The sequence below is a fragment of the Mycoplasmatota bacterium genome (assembly GCA_018394295.1).
GTDB lineage: Bacteria > Bacillota_I > Bacilli_A > Haloplasmatales > Haloplasmataceae > JAENYC01.
Window position 1 is genome coordinate 2,004,276 of sequence record CP074573.1, and the last position, 22,840, is coordinate 2,027,115.

The 22,840-nt window shown below is 29.7% G+C and carries 19 protein-coding genes; 9 read left to right on the top strand and 10 right to left on the bottom strand.

Features of this window, described 5'->3' with window-relative positions; all coding sequences use genetic code 11:
• Nucleotides 1–120: 120 nt before the first annotated feature.
• The 3 genes from KHQ81_09255 (at nucleotide 121) to ltrA (ending at nucleotide 2,652) form a co-directional block, all read left to right on the top strand.
• A complete protein-coding gene (locus KHQ81_09255; protein ID QVK17074.1) occupies nucleotides 121–618 on the top strand; it encodes a hypothetical protein in 498 nt (165 codons plus the stop codon).
• Nucleotides 619–663: 45 nt separating this feature from the next.
• Nucleotides 664–843: a hypothetical protein gene (locus KHQ81_09260; protein ID QVK17075.1), complete on the top strand. Its 180-nt coding sequence runs from the start codon at nucleotides 664–666 to the stop codon at nucleotides 841–843.
• A gap of 537 nt (nucleotides 844–1,380) precedes the next feature.
• Nucleotides 1,381–2,652 (top strand): group II intron reverse transcriptase/maturase, encoded by a 1,272-nt coding sequence (gene ltrA / locus KHQ81_09265; GenBank protein ID QVK17076.1) that lies wholly within the window; start codon nucleotides 1,381–1,383, stop codon nucleotides 2,650–2,652.
• 138 nt (nucleotides 2,653–2,790) lie between these two features.
• Here ltrA and KHQ81_09270 read toward each other — a convergent pair whose 3' ends face one another.
• A complete protein-coding gene (locus tag KHQ81_09270) occupies nucleotides 2,791–3,453 on the bottom strand; it encodes a TrkA family potassium uptake protein (protein QVK17077.1) in 663 nt (220 codons plus the stop codon).
• Between the two features lie 148 nt (nucleotides 3,454–3,601).
• On the opposite strand from KHQ81_09270, the gene KHQ81_09275 reads away from it, so the two are divergent.
• From KHQ81_09275 to KHQ81_09295, 5 genes are all read left to right on the top strand, one after another.
• Nucleotides 3,602–5,569 carry an amylo-alpha-1,6-glucosidase gene (locus tag KHQ81_09275; protein QVK17078.1) on the top strand — a complete coding sequence of 656 codons (1,968 nt, stop codon included), beginning with the start codon at nucleotides 3,602–3,604 and terminating at the stop codon, nucleotides 5,567–5,569.
• 78 nt (nucleotides 5,570–5,647) lie between these two features.
• Entirely contained in the window at nucleotides 5,648–6,505 is an 858-nt protein-coding gene (locus KHQ81_09280; protein ID QVK17079.1) for a GNAT family N-acetyltransferase, read from the top strand.
• Nucleotides 6,506–6,727: 222 nt separating this feature from the next.
• Nucleotides 6,728–7,585: a GNAT family N-acetyltransferase gene (locus KHQ81_09285; GenBank protein QVK17080.1), complete on the top strand. Its 858-nt coding sequence runs from the start codon at nucleotides 6,728–6,730 to the stop codon at nucleotides 7,583–7,585.
• 139 nt (nucleotides 7,586–7,724) lie between these two features.
• The gene (locus KHQ81_09290) at nucleotides 7,725–9,458 is read left to right on the top strand and encodes an ABC transporter ATP-binding protein (GenBank protein ID QVK17081.1); all 1,734 of its coding nucleotides are present in this window, start codon (nucleotides 7,725–7,727) and stop codon (nucleotides 9,456–9,458) included.
• A complete protein-coding gene (locus KHQ81_09295; GenBank protein QVK17082.1) occupies nucleotides 9,451–11,313 on the top strand; it encodes an ABC transporter ATP-binding protein in 1,863 nt (620 codons plus the stop codon). Before KHQ81_09290 ends, KHQ81_09295 begins: the two co-directional genes overlap by 8 nt.
• A 49-nt stretch (nucleotides 11,314–11,362) precedes the next feature.
• Here KHQ81_09295 and KHQ81_09300 read toward each other — a convergent pair whose 3' ends face one another.
• The 6 genes from KHQ81_09300 to KHQ81_09325 form a co-directional block, all read right to left on the bottom strand.
• Nucleotides 11,363–11,677: a hypothetical protein gene (locus KHQ81_09300; GenBank protein ID QVK17083.1), complete on the bottom strand. Its 315-nt coding sequence runs from the start codon at nucleotides 11,675–11,677 to the stop codon at nucleotides 11,363–11,365.
• A gap of 108 nt (nucleotides 11,678–11,785) precedes the next feature.
• Nucleotides 11,786–12,874: an ATP-binding cassette domain-containing protein gene (locus KHQ81_09305; GenBank protein QVK17084.1), complete on the bottom strand. Its 1,089-nt coding sequence runs from the start codon at nucleotides 12,872–12,874 to the stop codon at nucleotides 11,786–11,788.
• Nucleotides 12,843–14,246, bottom strand: coding sequence for an ATP-binding cassette domain-containing protein (locus KHQ81_09310; protein QVK17085.1), 1,404 nt, complete (start codon nucleotides 14,244–14,246; stop codon nucleotides 12,843–12,845). Before KHQ81_09310 ends, KHQ81_09305 begins: the two co-directional genes overlap by 32 nt.
• Nucleotides 14,247–14,258: 12 nt before the next feature.
• Complete coding sequence (locus KHQ81_09315; GenBank protein QVK17086.1) at nucleotides 14,259–15,446, bottom strand: ABC transporter permease; 1,188 nt, start codon at nucleotides 15,444–15,446, stop codon at nucleotides 14,259–14,261.
• A gap of 2 nt (nucleotides 15,447–15,448) precedes the next feature.
• Entirely contained in the window at nucleotides 15,449–16,483 is a 1,035-nt protein-coding gene (locus tag KHQ81_09320; GenBank protein QVK17087.1) for an ABC transporter permease, read from the bottom strand.
• A gap of 109 nt (nucleotides 16,484–16,592) precedes the next feature.
• Nucleotides 16,593–18,413 carry a hypothetical protein gene (locus KHQ81_09325; protein QVK17088.1) on the bottom strand — a complete coding sequence of 607 codons (1,821 nt, stop codon included), beginning with the start codon at nucleotides 18,411–18,413 and terminating at the stop codon, nucleotides 16,593–16,595.
• A 195-nt stretch (nucleotides 18,414–18,608) separates the two neighbouring features.
• Here KHQ81_09325 and KHQ81_09330 point away from each other — a divergent pair, with 195 nt between their 5' ends.
• Nucleotides 18,609–19,010 carry a DUF3899 domain-containing protein gene (locus tag KHQ81_09330; GenBank protein ID QVK17089.1) on the top strand — a complete coding sequence of 134 codons (402 nt, stop codon included), beginning with the start codon at nucleotides 18,609–18,611 and terminating at the stop codon, nucleotides 19,008–19,010.
• A gap of 328 nt (nucleotides 19,011–19,338) precedes the next feature.
• Here the strand turns inward: KHQ81_09330 and KHQ81_09335 are convergent, their stop codons facing one another.
• The 3 genes from KHQ81_09335 to KHQ81_09345 form a co-directional block, all read right to left on the bottom strand.
• Nucleotides 19,339–20,646: a hypothetical protein gene (locus KHQ81_09335; GenBank protein ID QVK17090.1), complete on the bottom strand. Its 1,308-nt coding sequence runs from the start codon at nucleotides 20,644–20,646 to the stop codon at nucleotides 19,339–19,341.
• A gap of 328 nt (nucleotides 20,647–20,974) precedes the next feature.
• The gene (locus KHQ81_09340; protein ID QVK17091.1) at nucleotides 20,975–21,916 is read right to left on the bottom strand and encodes a hypothetical protein; all 942 of its coding nucleotides are present in this window, start codon (nucleotides 21,914–21,916) and stop codon (nucleotides 20,975–20,977) included.
• A 2-nt stretch (nucleotides 21,917–21,918) separates the two neighbouring features.
• Complete coding sequence (locus KHQ81_09345) at nucleotides 21,919–22,770, bottom strand: AraC family transcriptional regulator (protein ID QVK17092.1); 852 nt, start codon at nucleotides 22,768–22,770, stop codon at nucleotides 21,919–21,921.
• Nucleotides 22,771–22,840: the final 70 nt, after the last annotated feature.

Here is a 22,840-nt window from a genome sequence, read left to right on the forward strand (position 1 = left end):
AAATATCCTACTTGTTCTTTTGTACTCAAATCAAAATTAATTATATCATAAATTCATCTTTTTTTTTCAACATTTTACAATAATGTAACTTGTGATATAATATAAATGTGAGGTGAAACTATGTTTCTTAGTCTATTTTTTAAAATTATCGCAATACTATTTTTTATCCTTTTTCTAATAAAACTGTTTAGTCCAAGATTTTTTCCATTTATTATTAAAGGATATGAAACAGTTATTAAATTTTGTAATTATACTTTTAAACTACTAATTAGAAGTTCTATATATACCGTTAATTTATTATTCACTCGTACCGTATATATCATTGGTTTAGATCTTCTATTTGCCTTATTATTTAATATCTTATTAACCATTTATGTTTATCCACATTATAATCTTAAAATTTGGTTCTCTTTATTTAAAACTAATTTAATTAATAGTTATGTCTTATCCTTTTTTGTATGTACCTATTTAATTGGATTATATGAATATTTAAAGGTAAAGAAAAACATAAACATAAATATTTATAACTTTATTCAAAAGAAATTAAATAAAGCCTCTACTAAACAAGGCTCTTATACCTACGATGATCAAACAAATAAGTATACTTACCATGATTAAGAAATTAACCAAAAATCAATACTCGAAAAAGAAAGGAATAAATTTATGAGTCAATTTTTATACGTATTATTTGCGATTATCCCACTAGCAGTAATACTCCTTATAATTTATGTAATTATTCAAACATTACGTAAAAAAAATAAAGGAGATATTGACTATGGAAATTCTTCTTTAAATATTTTAGACAATGATACAACAGTAGATGATGAGCAAGAAGAAAAATAAGACTGTAGGTTCATTTGGACCTACAGTCTTTTACGTGTGCCAGGCATGTCTATTAACTAGGTGGTGAAAGTCCACTACACGGGAAGATGACTAAAGTGTTAGCCAAGTACAAGGGCGCCTATTGCGAAGTAGGGTCTGAAGGAAGTAGGAGGCAAAATTTTGGCTCGAGGAACACGAATCACATCAGGCGGGTATTATGGATGAGTTTGCTTAACAAAACAAAGTCCGTAGTCATCAAAGCAATAATACACGTAAATGTGGCGAGTATATGAAATGAAAGTGAATAGACTTACCCTGGGAGATCTCATGGACACGTCACGAGCGTGGTTGAAAAAGATTTATCGTGAGAAGTCAGCAGAGCCATAGTAGGGTCCAAACCGAAGGGCGAAACAGTATGTTTAATTGTAAATGTAAATTATAAGACTATATGAACAGTAGAAAATCAGGATTACCTACCTAACTTCGATGGTATCGTAAGGAACCTAGGAGCCTTTAGGACAAACAGTATGGTCTTAACAATGAAAGGAGCAATTACTAATGGAAAATCTTCTAGAATTAATCTTAAGTAACTGCAATTTAAATGAAGCCATCGCTAGAGTAGTGAAGAATAAAGGTGCTGCTGGAATTGATGGGATGAATGTTGAACAAGGAAGATTACATTTTATGAAACATGGTGATGAAATTAAAAGAGCCATAAGAAATAGAAAGTATAAACCTAACCCCGTTAGGAGAGTAGAAATACCAAAACCTGATGGTGGGGTAAGACTACTAGGAATACCAACGGTTATAGATAGAATCATTCAACAAGCCATTAATCAAGTGCTATCACCAATTTTTGAGAAACAATTTAGTGACTCTAGTTTTGGATTTAGACCAAATCGAGGTTGTCATATGGCAATTGAGAGAAGTTTAATGTATTTAAATGATGGTTACAAAGTAATAGTTGATACGGATTTAGAGAAATTCTTTGATAAGGTTAACCATGATAAACTCATGCAAATATTATCTTTAACAATTAAAGATAGTGATTTAATGAGTTTGATAAGGAAATATCTAGTTAGTGGTATCATGATAAATGGAGTCGTAATAGATAGTGAGGAAGGAACACCACAAGGAGGACCATTAAGTCCATTATTATCAAATATCATGCTTAATGAACTAGATAAAGAGTTAACTAAAAGAGGATTAAGATTTGTACGATATGCCGATGACTGTAATATATATGTAAAAAGTATACGTGCAGGACAAAGAGTAATGGAGAGTATAACTAACTTTATTGAAAAGAAGTTAAAACTCAAAGTTAATCAGAGTAAAAGCAAAGTAGATTACTGTAATAAAGGAATCAAATTTTTAGGCTTTGGCTTTTACTACAATCCCAGGCACAGACAAGTTAGAATCAAAGTACATCCAAAATCAATTAAAAGAATAAAAGAAAAGATTAAGAAATTAACATCTAGAAGATGGAGTATCAGTTTAGATTATCGGTTACTCAAAATAAAACAACTTATAACAGGTTGGGTTAATTATTATAAAGTAGCCGATATGAAATGGTTATTGATGAAATTAGATGAACAAATAAGATTTCGTGTAAGAATGTGTATCTGGAAAGCATGGAAAAAGATTGGGAAACGATTTAAATCCCTAAGGAAACTAGGCGCAAGTCGTCAAAAGGCTTGGGAATACGCAAACAGTAGAAAAAGCTATGCGCGAATCGCACATAGCTTTATCTTAACAACTACGATTACAAATAAAAGATTAGAACGTCGTGGTCTAATATCAATGACCGAATATTATTTATCTGTTAGATAACATATTGAACCGCCGTATACCGAACGGTACGTACGGTGGTGTGAGAGGTCTGAAATGAATAGAAAACTATTTATTTCTTCCTACTCGATTCAGCAGTTTGAAAACTTAAAAGTCATGTTATACACATGACTTTTACATTTAAGATAACAAATATTTTTCAAATTTATCTATTGATTGATTACTACCAACAATAATAATCGTATCATTTGAATTTATCACTTCATCAGCATCAGGTATAATAATGTTATCTTCTCTCTTTAATGCAACGATATTAATTCCAATTTTATTTCTTAAATCTAACTCTAATAAAGTTTTATTTACTATTTTCCCGGTTGCTTTTAATTCTACTAAACTATATTTTTTTGATAGTTCTAATGTTTCAGAAATAATGCGAGATGAAATTCTACGTGCAATTCTTTTTCCCATATCCTGTTCTGGATGAATAATATCGGTTATACCGATTTTCTTCAAAACACGTTCATGATAATCATTTTGTGCCTTTACTGTAATTTCTGAGACATTTAATTCTTTTAATATTAAGGAAGTTAAGATACTTGCTTGTACATTATCTCCAATTGCGATGACGACATGATCAATATTCTTAACACCAATATTAATTAATGCTTCTTCATCCGTTGTATCACAAATAATCGCATGACTAGCAATATTAGATACTTCATTAACTCTTTCTTCATTTATATCGATGGCTAGAACTTCATTATCTAATCCAATTAATTCTTGTAATACACTTTTTCCAAATCGTCCTAGACCGATTACCGCAAATGTTTTTTTTCTTGCCATAATATCCATCCTTTCTGCTTATTATTAATATCATATTACTTATTACTTGTTTTAGTCAAGCATTAATTTGTTTTTGAAACAAAATAGATGAATTAATCGCCTTAAAATCCACAATATAATTATGAATTAAGTCACAGGAGGTTTTTAAATGAATTTTGGTAAAGGTTTTTTTAAGACATTTTCACAAGGGTTAGAAAGAGAATGGATGATATCTAATGGTTTAGGAGGGTATGCTGGTAATTCAATTATCAATGCAAATTTTAGAAGTCATCATGGATATTTAATCGCATCATTAAAACCACCTGTATCTAGGGTGAATGTTTTAGCTAAAACAGATGAGGAATTAATTTTAAACAAAAACCATTACTCACTAGCGACAAATCAAATGGTTGGTTGGACAGATGAGGGGCAAAAGAGGTTACAACGTTTTTCATTTGAAGACTATCCAATCTTTCATTATCAAGTGAATGATTGTTTAATAGAAAAATCCATCGCACTAAAATATGGAGAGAACACCGTCGCAATTACATATAAAATCAAAAATGGAAAAGATGCAGGCCAATTGGTTATAACACCTTTTTTCAACAATCGCGATTGTGGAGATACTACTCATCCATCACAAATCAATTTTAAAACTAAAATGCTAGAGAAGGAAGTTCAATTAACCTCACTGAAACATAAAGACCTTACAATTAAGTTTAATACTTCCGATGGACAGTTTAGACAATCAAATCAAAAATATAAAGAAAATCTGGTATACGGTTTTGACATAAAAACAGGATCAACCTCAGTCGATAATCATTTCACACCATATCAAATCGTAGTTTCTATAGATCCTTATGAAGAGAAAAATTTCTATTGTATATGTACAATAGAAAATAAAACAATTAATGAAAATGGTTTTCAAATTGTAAATGACTACAAAAAACGGATGAATCGATTAGTTAATATAGCTAATATAAATAACAACTATGCTAATCGATTAGTTAAAGCAAGTGATCATTTTATATGTTCTAGGGAGTCGACTGAATTAAAAACAATTCTAGCTGGGTTCCCATGGTTTACTGATTGGGGACGAGATACCATGATTGCGATGCAAGGATTAACCTTAGTAACCAAAAGATTTCAAGATGCTAAAGAAATACTTCTCTCATTTTCAAAATATATTAAAAATGGTTTAGTTCCCAATATGTTTCCCGAGGAAAATCAAGAACCGCTTTATAATACAGTTGATGCTTCTCTCTGGTATTTCCATTCAATTGACCAATATTTAAAATATACAAAGGATATTGATTTTGTAAAATCACTTTATCCAAAATTAAAAGAAATTATTCATGCTTACGAACATGGCACTTCCTTTTCTATATACATGGATGATGATTATTTAATCCATGCAGGAAGTGGTTTAGATCAAGTGACTTGGATGGATGTTCGTGTTAATGGATATGTTGTCACTCCAAGACATGGAAAACCCGTTGAAATTAATGCTTTATGGTACAATGCACTAAGCTTTATGAGTGAATTAGCTAATCAATTTGGTGAAGATAATCCCTATGGTGATTTAGCTGAAAAAGTTAAACAATCCTTTAATAGTAAATTTTGGAATGAGAAAGACCATTGTCTATATGATGTCATTGATGAAAAAGATGATAGTATTAGACCAAATCAGATTTATGCAGTTAGTTTACCACGAACCATGCTAAATAAAGAAAAAGAAAAACAAATTGTAGATTGCGTCTATCAAAATTTATATAATACCTATGGACTACGTTCTTTATCTCCACAAGATCCAAAATTCATTCCAAATTATGAAGGAAAACTAATTAATAGAGATATGGCCTATCATATGGGGACAACCTGGGGCTTTTTAATCGGCGGTTTTATAACGGCTTATTGTAAGGTAAATGACTACAATAAAGAAGCCCTACTAAAAGCAAAATATATGCTAGAGTTATTTGAAGATCATATGAATGATGGTTGTATAAATGGCATCGCAGAAATTTTTGATGGTTTGAATCCTTCAGAACAACGCGGTTGTTATTCACAAGCATGGAGTGTTGGTGAAGTATTACGTGCCTATGTGGAAGATGTTTTAACTCATTTAAAAGAAAAATAGCCATATATTAAGAATATTATCGATTATTGACTTTACATTTAATTAATTCATTGATAAAGTAATCTTGGAGGGGATGGTATGATAACAATTACGCAGACAAATTCTTTGCAAGAGGAAGATAAAAAGACAATTATTGATGGATTAGTAAAATATAATGAAACATTTACTGGTCATTATGAGGTTAGTTATATAAAACTCATTTTAAAAGAGAAAGAGGTCATCGTTGGTGGGTTATATGGTGTTTTTATTTGGGACTGTTTATTTGTGGATGATTATTGGGTTGATGATGCTTATCGTAATCAAGGTTTAGGAAAGTACTTAATCAATCAGGCTGAAAAAATCACTTTAGAACATCAAATTGATTATATAACATTTGATGCATTTGATGAAAAATTAAAAGATTATTTCATTGATAGAGGATATCAGGTGTATGGTTATTTAAATAACCGTCCAATGGGACATCAATATTATCTTCTAGATAAACGTTTAAGTGATGATTCAATAGAAACGATTGACTGTCCTAAAAACATCATTTTAAATAAAAATCCTAATAAGGGTGAAACTGCTCAATTTCAAGAAAAACTAAAACAAACTAAAGAGGCATTAATAGGACAACATTCAGTTGAAAAGGTTTATGTTACTGCTAGAAATGAAAACGAAGAAATAATTGGTGGCTTAATTGGTAATATAGAGTATGATTGTTTATACATTGGAACTTTATGGGTACACGATGATTATAGAAAGAATAATTTAGGGAAAAAATTAATGACTAAGGCTGAAAAACATGCTTTAGAAAAAGGGATTAAGCAAATCTATCTAGGTACTACTGATTTTCAAGCAAGACCATTTTATGAAAAATTGGGTTATAAAGTCTTTGCTGTTAGCGAAGATTTACCAAAAGGATTTAACGACTACTGTATGAATAAAGTTCTATAACTTTTTAAAAAATCTGTATTTTAATTTAATCTAAATACAGATTTTTTTATTTATGATAAACTTGACTTAATATATGAATGATGATTGTATGCATGGAGTGTTGATGAAGTATTAGTACCAATGTTTTCATCCAAAAGATTAAGACCTAATTGGATAATTTTATTGAATATTAACTTTACATTTTATTAATTAATTGATAAAGTAATCTTTGGAGGGGATAGTATGATTACAATTACACATACAAATGATTTGAATGAAGAAGATAAAAAAACGATCATTGATGGATTGGTAAAACACAATGAAAAGTTTACAGGTCATTATGATGTTAGTTATGTAAAACTCATTTTGAAAGATAAAGAAGTCGTAGTTGGTGGATTATTTGGTGCATTAACTTGGGATTGTTTATTTGTAAATGATTATTGGGTTGATGAGGCTTACCGTAATCAAGGTTTAGGAAAATATTTACTTAATCAAGCTGAAAAAATCACCTTAGAACACGATATTAATTATATGACAATTCATGCAATTGATGAAAAACTGAAAGATTTCCTTATTAATAGAGGGTATCAGGTTTATGGATATTTAGATGACCGTCCAATTGGGCACCGATATAACTTTTTAGAAAAACATTTAAGGAATAATATCCTAAAAGAAATAAACATTCCGAATGAAATTAGTTTAGTTAAAACTCCAAGTAAAATTGAAACAGATCAATTTCAAGAACAACTAGCCCATGAAAAAGAGGCATTAGTAGGAAAACATTTTTTTGAATTTGTTTACATTATTGCGAAAAATGAAAACAGAAAATTAATCGGTGGTTTAGTTGGTTATATTGGTTATGATTATTTATATATAAGTACTTTATGGGTACATGAGGATTATAGAAAGAAAAAATTAGGGAAACAATTAGTAACTAAGGCTGAAAATTATGCCTTAGATATGAAAATAAACCAAGCCTTTTTAGGGACAACTGATTTTCAGGCAAAACCATTTTATGAAAAATTAGGTTATGAAGTCTTTGGTGTTAATAAAAATTTACCAAAAGGATTTAACAACTACAGTATGAAAAAAATATTATAATTTTACAAAAAAATCTGTGTTCAATTTGATCTAAATACAGATTATTTTTGTTTTATAATAAACTTGACTTAATAAATAATAGTGCTAAAATAATATAAATCAGTAAATAATAAATGCAGTTGTATTGAGGAGTTGTGTTATGAAGAATTATTTTAAAATACTGAGATACTTAAAACCATACTGGTACATTGCGATCCTTGCTCCAATATTTTTAATTGGAGAAGTCACTTTTTTACTATTAATCCCTAAAACATCTGGACAAATAATTGATGTAGGGATTACAGAAAAAAACCTTACAAAAGTTGGTTATATGAGCCTAATGATGCTTTTATATACCGTCTTAAGTGTTCTTTTTGCTTTTTTAAGTAATTTCTTTGCCAATTGGGCTAGTAATGAAATGGCAAATGATTTACGAATTGAAACATTTAAAAAATCTTTAAATATGTCATTTACTAATTTAGATGAATTTAAAATTGGTAAAGTAATCACACGTGTAACTTCAGATACCAATATGTTGCGCTGGATGACAAGAAATTTTCTAAGAACGATTTTCAGGGCCCCTTACTTAATCTTTGGTTCCATATTTATGATAATTACTTTGAGTCCTAAATTAGCTATTACGTTAATTTTCGCAATACCAATTATTTTTCTTTCAAACTATTTTATTGTTAAAAAGTCTTATCCTAAATATCGTGAAGTACAAGAAAAATTAGAAAATATCAATACTTATACACAAGAAAATTTAGAAAATATCCGTGTTGTAAAAGCATTTAATCGTTCAAAGTTTGTCAATGATAATTTCGATCAATATATTGATGAATTACAAAACTCAACCATCAAGGCAAATGTGATTACTTCATTTAATTCACCAATTTTCATGTTTGTCATGAATATGTGTATCGTCGCTGTCTTATATATTGGTGGTTTAGATGTAATCAACCAAAAATATGATGCTGGAAATATCATTGCTTTTCTCGGTTATCTAGGTCAAATCAATATGGCATTAAGCATGATTAATGGTCTTATTCGAATGATTCCTCGAGCTGGTGCCTCATCCTCGCGACTCGTCGAACTATTCGAAGTCAATTCTGAACTAAATGAAATAGAAACACCAATTAAAGATGTTGATATTAAAGGAGAAATAGAATTTAGAAATGTCACTTTTGCTTATAAAGGACAAAAACCTATCTTAAATAATGTTTCGTTTAAGCTTGAAGCAGGTGAAAAACTGGGAATTCTTGGTACAACAGGATCTGGTAAGACTTCTCTGATTAGTTTAATCCCACGCTTTTATGATGTTATAGAGGGTGAAGTACTAGTTGATGGTATTAATGTGAAAGAATATGACCTTCATACATTACGGAGTCAAATTAGTACTGTAATGCAAAAAGCGCTCCTTTTTGCTGGTTCAATAGAAGATAATATCAAATTCGGTGCGATGGAAAAAGATGAAGAAGAAGTATATTTTGCTTCTAAAAACGCAGAGGCTTATGAGTTTATTACCTCATTTTCAGATGGCTACAATACCATTTTAGGGGAGCGTGGTATTAATTTATCTGGTGGACAAAAACAACGACTAAGTATGTCTAGGTCTATCATCACTGATCCTAAAATTTTGATTTTTGATGATAGTACAAGTGCTGTTGATATGACAACAGAACGAAAAATATTAAAGTCATTAAATAATAACTTAAATAAATCTACAACAATCATAATTGCCCAAAGAATCCGTTCAGTGATGAATGCGGATAAAATATTAGTTTTAGAAAATGGTAGTGTAACTGGTATGGGAACACATAATGAACTACTTCATAATAATAAACTTTATCAGTCCATCTATAAAACTCAAATGGGGGGTATGAAGGTTGAGTAAACAAAATAAAAAAGAAGAACTTATCAATCATAAATCAAGAATCGATCTATATAAGCGGTCTACCTACAGAAAACGCAATAGCAAACCAGAAAATGGATTGGCAACTACATTACGGGTTGTTAAATATTTATATAATGAAAAAAAATGGCTTTCTATTGTCATCTCTCTAATTTTTATTTCAATTATTGTCTCTTTAAGTGGAGAACAAGTTAAACGAGTCCTTATTGATGACTTTATAAAAAAAGGTTTATCAGATGGTTTTTCATTTTATATCCTCATACTTGCTTTATTATTTGTATTTGAGATAATCACTACTTTCTTAAGTTCATATCTAATGATTGGGATTACACAAAGAACATTAAAACGGATGCGTAAAAATATTTTTACGAAATTACAATCTCTAGCCATCAGTTTCTTTGATAGGAATCGAGATGGTGACTTAATGATTCGTATCACAAATGATGTAGATAATATTAGTAATACAATGACACAAACTTTTATCTCATTTATATCAAGTATGATGACTTTAATACTAACCATCTCATTAATGTTATGGATGAGTTGGAAATTAACAATTGTTGCTTTAATAACCATTCCCCTTATCTATTTCGCAGCAAAAAATGTTTCAAAGGCATCTAGAAAAAGATTTAGACGTATGCGCTATGAAAATGGTGCTTTAAATGGATTTGTGGCAGAACAAATTAATGGGGCAAAAGTTATTCAATCATTTTGTCAAGAAGATGAAATCATCAAAGAATTTTCGACTGAAAGTAGACGTGTAAAAAAAATAACCATTAGTGCTCTGACTTTTGCGAGTTTAATGAATCCTGTCATTGGCTTTTTAAATCGTCTACGTTATATCATTATTATTACAGCAGGAGCAATCCTAGCAATTAACGGAGATGAAACGGTAACTATTGGGACAATCGCAGTTTTCCTTACCCTAGCAAATCGTTTTGGTGCTCAAATTAATAATTTAGCCAATATGTACACTGATATTCAAAATGCTTTATCAGGAGCAGAACGTATTTTTGATATTTTAGATGACCAAACCCTTATTCAAGATGCAGAAAATGGAATTGTACTAGATGAAACGAAAGGTCATGTTGTATTAGATCATGTTTCCTTTGGTTATTTAGAAGATACACCTGTTTTAAAAGATGTCTCAATTGACGCTAAACCTGGCATGAAAATTGCATTAGTAGGTCATACTGGTGCTGGAAAGACAACGATTATAAATCTTGTTACCCGTTTTTATGACATTAATGAGGGAGAAATCTTAATTGATGGAATCAATATAAAAAAGATTACTCAAGAAAGCTTATTAAATCATGTTGGTATTGTTTTACAAGATACCAACCTCTTCTCAGATACCATCTATAACAATATTCGTTTTGGAAAACTAGATGCAACTGATGAAGAGATTATAGAAGCTTGTAAATTAGCTAATTGTCATGAATTTATTATGGAGTTACCAAATCAATATAATACCGTTCTTTCAAGAAATGGTTCTAATATCAGTTATGGTCAACGTCAACTTCTATCTATTGCACGTACAATTCTTAAAAATTCTGATATTTTAATCCTTGATGAAGCGACAAGTAGCGTTGATACGATTACTGAAATGAACATCCAAAAAGCGATTGATAATTTAACCACAGATAAAACAAGTTTTGTGATTGCACATCGTTTATCAACGATAAGACATAGTGATTTAATTATTGTCATGAATCACGGTAAGATAATTGAACAAGGAACACATGATCAATTATTAGAACAACATGGGATTTATTATCAACTTCATAACGCGAAAGATGATGAAGAATTAAAAGAATTTAATTTAGTTAATGGATAATATATAGATTGTCAAAAGGAGGGAAATTCCCTCCTTTTTAAAATGAAAATTATTTATCTTTTGGTTGATCATCATCGATGATATTAGATAATATTTCAACCTTTTCCTGTAATGTTTTACTTTCTTTTAACTTCTTTTGCATTTCTATTGCTTCTTTAAAATGATCAATTGATTCTATACCTCTTCCCTTAATCGCAAATCCTACGATAATAAAAATTAATGATGCGATTCCATAATACGCTTCTTGTGAAATATCCATACTTCCAGAAAAATCAAATATCTCATCTAGGACATAAAAAATAAGTGCCAAAAAACCAGTTAAGGTTATTTTATTGGCATAAAGCCATTTAAATAACTTAATCACAACACATCACCTCCAAATTTACTTAGTATATCATACTATTTTATCTAATATTTATTCCTAAATTATCAAAAAAAGGAATTCAATTAATAAATTCCTTCATTTATATTATTAATGACCACTCTTTTTCCATTCTTCTACTTCTTCTACTGTACCAAGAACAAAATGATTAGGTTCAACTTCAATCCACTGCCCTTTATTATAATCGACTTTATTTTTATCATAATGAATCCGAGTTCTACTTTGTTCATAATCAGGGTCTGGAAGTGGAATCGCTGATAATAATGATTTAGTATAAGGATGAAATGGGTTATCATTAATATGATCTGAAGTACCTAATTCAACTAATTTTCCTAGGTGCATTACGCCAATTCTATCTGATATATATTTTACCATCGATAAATCATGGGCAATAAATAAATAAGTTAAGCCAAATTCTTCTTTTAAATCATTTAATAAGTTAACGACTTGAGCTTGAATTGAAACATCTAATGCTGAAATCGGTTCATCAGCGATAATAAAGTCAGGATTAGTAATTAAAGCTCTCGCTATCCCAATTCGTTGACGTTGTCCACCAGAAAACTCATGCGGATAACGACCAGCATGGTCTCTACTTAACCCTACTTTTTCAAGTAATTTAAATACTTTTTCTTCCCGCTTATCTAATCTTGCTTTATTAGATAAACCCTTTGTATCGATTAAATGATGAACATCTATTCCTTCTGCAACAATGTCTACCACTCTTAATCTTGGGTTCAAGCTAGCCATTGGGTCCTGAAAAATCATCTGCATAGATTTTCTCAGATCAGATTTTACAATATTATCATGTTTAGCGGTTTTTATTAATTCTTTTAAATCAGTCATTTGATCACTTTCTTCTGATTGCCCTTTTTTCATTTTTAATATATCTTTTTTCCATCCATCAATAGACATATGACCAACGGCAATCCGTTCCCCTTTATAAAAGATTTCTCCACCTGTTGGCTCATATAACCTAATAATACTTCTACCTGTTGTTGATTTACCACTTCCTGATTCACCAACTAATCCAAAGGTTTCTCCTTTATAGATTTCAAATGATACATCATCTACTGCTTTTACAACTGATCCACCACCGATATGAAAATACTGTTTTAAATTCTTAACTTCTAATAAAACTTCTCTATTTTCATTCACGAATCGCCACTCCTTTTTTCGCATAGCGTTTTTTAATTACATTTGGCATTTCAACTTTTGGAGCATATTCATGGAGTAACCAAGTTGCTGCATAATGTGTATCGCTTATTTTAAACAAAGGTGGTTGTTCTTCAAAATCTATTTCCATCGCATAATCACTACGAAGGGCAAATGCATCACCTTTAGGTGGATATAATAAATTAGGTGGTGTTCCAGGGATTGAATATAATCGTTCTTTTAAATCATCTTTATCAGGTTTTGAGGCAAGTAATCCCCAAGTATAAGGATGGGCTGGTTCATAAAAAACATCCCTTGATGTACCAATCTCGCATATTTTCCCAGCGTACATAACAGCGATACGATTCGCTATATTAGCGACGACTCCTAAATCATGGGTGATAAATATGACTGCACAACCTGTTTTTTGTTGTAGATCTTTTATTAATTCAATTATTTGTGCCTGAATGGTTACATCTAAGGCAGTGGTTGGTTCATCACATATTAAAATATTTGGATTACAAGCAAGTGCTATCGCAATAACAATTCGTTGTCGCATTCCACCAGAGAATTGATGTGGATATTGTTTCATCCTTTTTTCAGGTCGATCAATTCCAACCAAACGAATTAACTCAATTGCCTTTTTGTACACTTCATCATAAGTTAATTCTTTTAATTTATGTTTAATAATACTAAGACGTTTCCGTAACTCTTTTCTCTTCTCTTGATTTTTACTATATCCTTTTATCTCTTGAATAAGGGATGCTTTCTCTTTTTGAAGTGCTTCTTTTTGTATGATTTTTTCTTTCTCTATTTTTTGATATTTTTCTAAATCTGCTTTTTCTTTTTCTAATGCGTTTTTAATTAATTTATTGTTTTTATCAATCAAGCCTTTTAATTTTTTTATCATATCTTCGTCTTTTGTATTTTCTAGATCATTTTCTAATCGTTTAATATTTGAATTTAATTCTTTAATCGTTCTTTCTTTTTCTGTTTTAATACTCTTTGGTGTATAAAACATTTGATGCTTAATGAGTGGTTCCATAATTTGTTTTCCTATTGTCATCGTTGGGTTAAGTGAAGTCATAGGGTCTTGAAAAACCATCGCTATTTCTCGTCCACGAATATGATGCATTTGTGAATCTTTTAATTGTGCGATATCAATGACTTCTCCACTTAATTTTTTATATAGGATTTCACCACTAATAATCTCTCCATTTTCAGCTAATAACTGCATAATTGCTTTTGATGTGACTGATTTGCCAGACCCGGACTCACCAACAATCGCAAGTGTTTCTCCTCGATACAAATCAAAACTAATATCTCTTATGGCATGAACTCTACCTGCATGCGTTTCAAAAATAACATTTAAATCATTTACCTCTAATATTTTTTCCATGTTATCACCTTCCTATCGTCCTCTTAATCTTGGATCAAACGAATCTCTTAAGCCATTAGCTAATAAATTAATTGCTAACAAGATTAATGATAAAATGATGGTTGGAATCCATAGCATGTATGGTAACATAACACGTTGTGAAATTCCTCTTGTGATTAAATTCCCTAATGAAGGTTGATTTACAGGAAGTCCTAAACCAATAAATGATAAGGTTGCTTCATAGAAAATTGCAGCTGGTATATCAAATGCAGCTAATATTACTAATTGACTAATTACATTAGGTAAAATATGCTTAAAGATTAAACGTCGATTACTCGCTCCCACTGTTTTAGAGGCTAATACAAAATCGTGATCACGATATCTCAAAAACTGCGCTCGAATCATCATGGCGACATTTATCCAACCTGTTAATACCATCGCAATAACCATCGTCCAAAATCCTCGTCCTAAAATAGATGCAAGTAAAATTAATAATACAATACTTGGAATACTTCCATAGATTTCTGCAAAACGCATCATCACATTATCAATTTTAGTTCCACCATAAAAACCAGCAATAGCCCCATACAATGTACCAACAACAATGTCAAAGATTGCGACTAATATCCCAATTGATATTGAATTTCTAACCCCATACCAAACCCGAATCCACTGGTCACGGGCACCATCATCTGTTCCAAATGGAAAATATAAGAACTTTACATTATTTTGTGCATACATGTCATGAGAAATTTTACACATTTCAATTCCCTGCTTATCTATTTCACATGACTTAATTGTATAAGTTCCTTCTTTATATTTCCATGAAGTTGCAGGATTGGTTAAATTTCTTCTCGCAATCGTTACATCTATCTTTCCATTAAACCAACCAATCCATTCAAGTCCCTTAATTCGAGGAGGTAAACTTGTCAAGTAACGTTTTTCTACCATCACACTTGGATTATTGGGATATGGTATTTGTGGTTCAATAATAGTTGAAGTTTTTGAAACTAGGGTGATTCCCCAAGAGAGAATATATAACAATACTAGAGTTGCTAAACAAAATGAGGCAATTTTATTATGAATTAATCGTCGTAAAGAGTCTTTCCAATAACCTAAACTTTTTCCAATGATCTTTTCTGACTCAATCGATTTATTTTTTACAATTTTAAATTTTTTACGATCTAATTTTGGTTGACTTCCAGAAATTGAATTTTCCATTATTATTCACCCCAATTTAATCTTGTTCTAAATTTTAATATAAATTTCTTAATCGATTTTATAATAAATCCTTCTCTATTATTTTTAGCTAAACGGATACGTGGGTCAATAAATCCATATAAGATATCGACAAATAAAATGACAACCACATACATTAAACTATAGAAAAAGTTGATTCCTAAGGTAGCATAGGTTTCTTTACTTTGAGTGAAATTAACTAAATTCATCGCTAAACCAGGAATTGAAAAGAATTGTTCAATGACTAACGTTCCGGTTATTAATCCTATTGACATTGGTCCTAAAATAGTGATTACAGGAATTAAGGCATTTCTAATAGCATGTTTAACAATTACACTTGTTTTTGACAATCCTTTAGCTCTAGCTAATAAAATATAATCCGTACTAAATACTTCTACTAATTCCGTTCTCATATAACGCATTATTGAGGCGATTGGACCAACTGATAAAGCAAGTACTGGCATGATTAATGCTTTGTATTGGTCTGCTAGGGTATAACCTAACTTAGGATCAGCTCGAGTAAAAGTTAACGGCAAAATATGATAATTAATCGCAAATATTTGTTGCAGAAATGCTGCAAAAACAAAAGATGGAATGGATATCCCCAAAACCCCTATTGCCGTCAGGAGATTATCTGTGATTGAATTTCTTTTGATTGCTGATAAAGCACCTAGTATTATACCTATCGATGTACCAATAACTAGTGCTGTTGCTCCAATTTGAGCAGTTAATGGTAATCGAACTTTTATGTAATCTTGATAAATATCTTTATACGTATTCGTCGCAATTGTTCCACCAAAATCCAATTTAGTGACTTTATACATATATCGACCATATTGAACTAATACAGGATCATTTAATCCATACTTTTCTTCTAATCGTTCACGTTGAGCAGGTGATAATTTAGGGTTAGTAAAGGGTGAACCTGGCATTAAATACAAAAAGAAGAAATTGATTGTTAATATAAGGATTAATGAAATAAATATTAATACAACACGATGCCAAATATATTTAATCATATGATTCCTCCTTCATAGTAGAATTTGATATTTATAAAAAAGGGTATCTACAAGACAAACATCTCATAGTTACCCTTATAGTTTAATAAGTTCTATTTAATTATCAATATTAATGATTCGCTACATTAAATTCTAAATACCAAGCGGTTGTTGATCCTCCAATTTTAGCATCTGGACGACTTGCATAACTTGCTTGAGTTGCAGAATCTCTTAGTACAGCTCGATCAATTTGACCTTGTAGATAGAGTTGCACTTCAGTTTCAGGATTAATATTTGGTTTAACTAACCACACAACTTGATTCAAATCTACTTGTTCTACATCCCAATAATGTGTATTTTTTGTAATGATATGTTTGTCATCATTTTTCCATGTTGAAAAGTAAAATGGGCCATTATATAATACAGTTTCTGGATGTTGTGAAGTAGCATATTTAGTCATACCTTGTTCATCAGTTCCTTGAGCATTATAAAATTGCTCATTAACTGGATAGAACGATGGGAATGACATTAACCCTAAGAAATACGTTGAATCATGAGATAAAGTCACATTTAATGTATTATCATCTACCGCTTCAATCCCCATATTATCTAAAGCAGTTTGAATGGTTTCAGTACTATCATTAGGACTTAACTTCATAATTTCACTAGAACCTACCAGACCAATGGTATCAAGCATATATTGATATGGACTAGCCTCACGTGGATCTGCTAACATCCGCCATCCAAATACAAAATCTTGTGCTTTAACATATTGTGGTTGTCCATCTACAGTATAAACATCACCAGTTGAAGTTACCCAAGGCATTCTTCTTAAGTGAAATGTATAAGTTACTGTTCCATCTTCATTTGTAGTTTTATCCCAATTTTCAGCTGCTCCTTCAACAATAGGTGTTGCTCCTTTCGGATTATGAGAAACAGTTAATCCTTCATTAATAGATCCTAATGTAAAAAATGAGACTTGGTCTTGTGCTGTCCAAGATTTTAAATCGGGAATATTTGAAGTTCCTAATAAATTTAATGTTTTATTAAATGTACCATCATCATTTATTTTGTTTGAAACAACCCATTTATAGAAATAGTCAGGACCAACTTTTTGTCCCCATAGATTATCAATTTTTGTATTAGTTAAACTAACTGCCTTTGATTGAAATATTGGCATTACAACAACATCATCATTCACAAGTATTTTTTCTGCTTCTAATAAAGCATTAAATCTTTCTTCTCCGGTAATAACTGCAGTTTTAGCGTCGTTCACTAATTTGTCATAAGTAGGATTATTATATTTAATATTATTTAGTCCTGAATCAGATAGATATAAATCTAAAAATGTTATCGGATCTGAATAATCTGGACCCCAACCTGAGAATATGATATCAAAATCACCAGTTTGTTGTATTTGTAATTTTTCACCAAAAGTAACCACATTTAAATCAATAATAGCACCTGGTAGATTTTTTTCTACTTCAGCTTTTATATGTTCATATAATGGTGTCCATGCTTCAGAACTATGAACAAGCAATCTAAAGGTTACTGTTTTATCCCCTATATCATGTCTTTCTTTCGCAGTTTCCCATAATTCTTTTGCTTTTACCACATCATAATGATTAAAACCAGCTGGTGCCTTCGATCCATCAGGCATGGTATAAACATTACTTTCTAATTCTGGATATTTTTGTGCTGATGCATCTCTAAAATCTACTCCATTATATGAGTAAAAATCAAATGGAACAAAATAGTCAGCTGGAAATGAACCATTTGCTAATAATACATCCGTATAATATCCTTTGTTAATCGCTATCGATAAAGCTTTACGTACATCTACTTCTTGGATCATGACATCATTTAAGCCACTATCTACCGGTCTTTTTCGACATCCAGCGAAAAAACCTACAATAGATAATACAGTAAATAGACCAATTATTTTTTTCATTAATTTAGGTTCCTCCCTTATATTTTTTAGCTTCATCAAGATATTTTAATACTAGTAAAGAGAAATCATTACCTACAATTTATCCTGAGAAATTATAAAATTAATTCAAAATATTAGATAAATTGATATAATGGATTAAAATATATTTATACTATTAATAACTCGAAAATATAAAAAGGAAATTAAGGTGATAAAATGAGTAAAAGAAATTTATTCATATTTCTTTCATTATTTATATTGTTCATTTCATTAGTTTTTACTCTAAAAATTGAAATAACTTTGCAGAAATTTGTCGATAGTTATTTTATTATTTCAGGCTTAACAAGTAGTCTATTACTGTTTAAGTTATTATTAGATTTAGGTGTGTTTGATACATTTAGATATAGTTGGCATAAAACAAAAAAGCAAGTATTTTTTTTCGTACCTAAAGTTTGGTTTAAAGATGATGTAAATGTTGGTCCAATTCATACTTTTGATGATTTTTTAAATTATAAAGAAAAGAAAAAATGGAGAAATTTACCTATCCTATTATTTACTTCACATGTTCATTTATTTATTGCGATGATTTTTTCACTCATAATATACTATTCTCAATAAAAAAAGATAAATTTCATCTATATACTAAATTTTTCCAACTAACATTTTTTTTATATTAAATTTTGTTTTATTATAGAATTAATAAGATTAACAAGAGCAAGTTATTTCTTGCTCTTCAGTATTATTTCAATACTTTTAATATTACTTCATAAGCAATCTCTGTTATTAATGAAAACGTAAATACAGTGAGATTACTTCTTCTCACTCTTTTTGGTTTATGTTAAAATGCTTCTTTAAATACATCTCTAGGGTGGGCAAAGGTGAAAATTGATATAAAGATAAAATCCGCTACTAGTAATTTCTAATAACGGATTTTGAACTATCTTATTTAATTATTATCTGATATTTTATATAACGTTTGACCCTCTTTATTTTTTAATATTGGTAAGCACCCATTTTCTAGTACGCTAAAATCCCAGATATTTTCATCATAATTAAGTGTATTGATATACCAATTCTTATCTAGTAACTCTTTTTCAGTTATAATACTACTAGTTGGAATATCATAATTTTCAATAGTTTTGCCACTATATATAAACCCTTTACTTAAGTCATAATTTCCATAGCTATAAATATTTCCTAAAGTAAAATCAAAGGGACTATATCTATCAGATGGCAAAAATTCATTTTGATTAACATATACATCACCTAATACAAAACTGTTTCTTATTATACCTCTACCAACTATTCCTCCAACCAAATTATTGCCAATAATAGTAGAATTACTATATGCATTTGAAATAAAACATCTTAAACAAACGTTATATCCTACTATTCCTCCAACATAATTATTACCGTTAACTGTCCCCACAGCATACAACTTCGTAATGTTTCCACGATTCTCTCCTGAAATCCCTCCTATATAATCCTGCCCTTCTACTAGTCCAGCAAAAGATGATAGTTCGATTATACCGCTATTTTCTCCAACTAATCCACCAACAGTATCATTACCTTTAACATTTCCTTCTACTTCAATATTAAATAGTCTACCATAATTAACTTTAGTTACTGTACCAACTCTATCTGTATTAGAATTTATATCTACATTAATAAATCTTAAATTACTTATTTGACCAGTTTTACCAACACAATAAAATAACTCTTGGTGTAAATTATTGATTGAATAACCTTTTCCATCTAGAGAACCAATAAATTTATTGTTTATATCACATTTATTATTTGTTTTATAACTATAGTTAGTTAAATCTATATCATTTGTTAAATAATACTTACCATCTAAATTATTATGTATTTTATAAAAATCTCTAGGTGAACTAATTGATTTAGTTGTATGCTGCTCAAAATATACTGTGGCTAAGGGAAAAACTGTAGTAAAACAATATAAGGCTAATATTAATCGCCATTTTTTAGAATTTTTTTTAACTAATATTGACTTATTATATAGTCTTTTTACTGGATCATAAACTGTATCATAAATATTATTTAATTTAGATACATACTTATTATTCATGCTATTTAATACAATAAAAATGACAATAATAATTATAAATTCAATTATTAAACTTAACATAATAGAAATTACAAAAAAATTATTATCATAATATAAAGTAAACAAATATGCTAATGTGATTTGCATAATAAAAATTAAAACAAATATTTTACCCTTACCTTTCATATCTCAATCCCCTTTTTTATAATTTATATGTTTTCTTACATATTTTACCATATTTTGACATTTTATTGCTATAAATTTTCAAAAATTTACTATATAAGAAGAAAAAATGATAACTAGTCAATATAAACTTTACATACACAAAATTGTAATTAAGAATTCCACGCTTCTTTCAGTTCACACCTCACGATGGATACTTTTCGCTTCCTTAGTGGTTGGTTGATGAGAACCCCCACAGTGGACTTTCTCACCTAGTTTTAAAAGAGCAAGTTATATCTTGCTCTTCAGTATTTTTACTAACGTGTTTTATTCTTTTTTTTATTACCTGTGTTTAGATCATATTTTTGTTTAGAATTTCATATATAAAATGAATTGCTTGCGAATCAAACTCAGATGCTCTTAACAATTTTGCCCTATATTCATTACGAACCTCTTCATGTGATAAATCTTTTTCTTCAAATATTTTTAGTGCATTATATAATTCTTCATGTACTTTTCCATACATATTTTTAACTTGAATTAAGACCTTATATTTTTCACTTAATTCACAAAAATATTCATATGCTAATTTCCTCATACTTTCATATGTCTTTATGTAGTATTCATTTCCCCAAGAATCAAATGAAGTATTCTCTAAAGCGTTAGCCCATTGTAAATAAGCTTGTTTTCCATTTTGATAATTGGGTTGTTCACAAAACTCAAGTTGGTTATAATGATTCAAAATTGTTTGAAGAACATTTCGCAAGGATTCTTTTTTGGTTAAATTATTCTCTTTAATAATTGTTGTAACTGATAGAATTGGTATTTCTCTTTTACCTAATTTACCATATTCTAGAGTTACTTCACTACCATCAATTGATAAACCAAATAATAATTCTAATTCATCATCATATCCAGTTATTAATTCCCATTCTGGAATTGCTACATCCCAGACAATAGCAGATTGATTATTATCTATGGCATTTTTTATTTGTTCTAACGCTTCATCTCTTCTTTGTTTTTCTAATTGTTCTTCATGCCATAAGCGTTGTGTGTACTTAATTTCATACCCACAATTTATAGCACCTTTAGGTAATAATTCCCAATCAAACACACTCATTGCACTAGGGCATAGGTTTTTTTCGGTAATAATTCTAAATGCAAATCCACTTCTTCCCGCAACTTCTGCTAAACTAGTTTTATATCCTGAGTGATTTAAACATGTATACAATGCTCTAACAAAAGAATGAGCGTTTGTCTTGTCTTTCCATGAAAGATCAATCTTTTTTTTCATTATTATTCCTCCATTTTTATTGGTATATAAATCTTTTCACTATATGATCTACTGGATTCATTATAACTTTCAAAAGCATAAATACTAGATTGTATAAAATCAGAATCAGGTAGCCACTTCACATAAATATAATTCCATGTTTGATGAATCATCTCTACAAAATTATACTTATCAGTTTTTGGTGATTTGAAAACAGCATACATAGATTTCGGAAACGTCAAGGTGAATAAATCCAATTTTCTTATATCCTTGTATTCAGATTCAACACCAATATAATAATATACTTCTTCATCACTGATTACTTTACAATAACCAATATCTACTCTGTTTTTATTTATTAATCTTGTTAGATTATCATACATTTTTTTACTATGATATTTATTCCAAAATTTAGGTATATCATAATGTCTATCCCTCATATTAGTTTTAAATCTGTACGCTATAATCGTAATTTCATCCATTTTTTTAATAATAGGTTGTTTAAATTCAATTTTCGTTGTAATAAATATTGGATTAAGAAGATGTAAACTACTTTTAGTTTGGCGATATAATCCAGGAGTTACATTGTGTTCAGAATGAAAAACTCTTATGAAATTCTCTATTGAATTGAATCCTGAATTAAATGCTATTTCTTCTAAAGACATATCTGTTTCAAGTAGTAATTTACTAGCTTCAGTTAATCTTCTTTTTCTAATATAATCCATTGGAGTATATCCTGTAACTGCTTTGAAAATCCTTAAAAAGTGATACTCACTGTACCCACATGATTTAGCACATAATTCATTTGTTAGTTTTTCAAATAAGTGTTTTTCTATATAAAACAAGGCCTTTTCTATATGTTCTTTGTAATCCATTTCCATCACCAACTTTACTATAACATACTATCACTCATTTGTAATTGATTATTATTGCTACAAATAACAG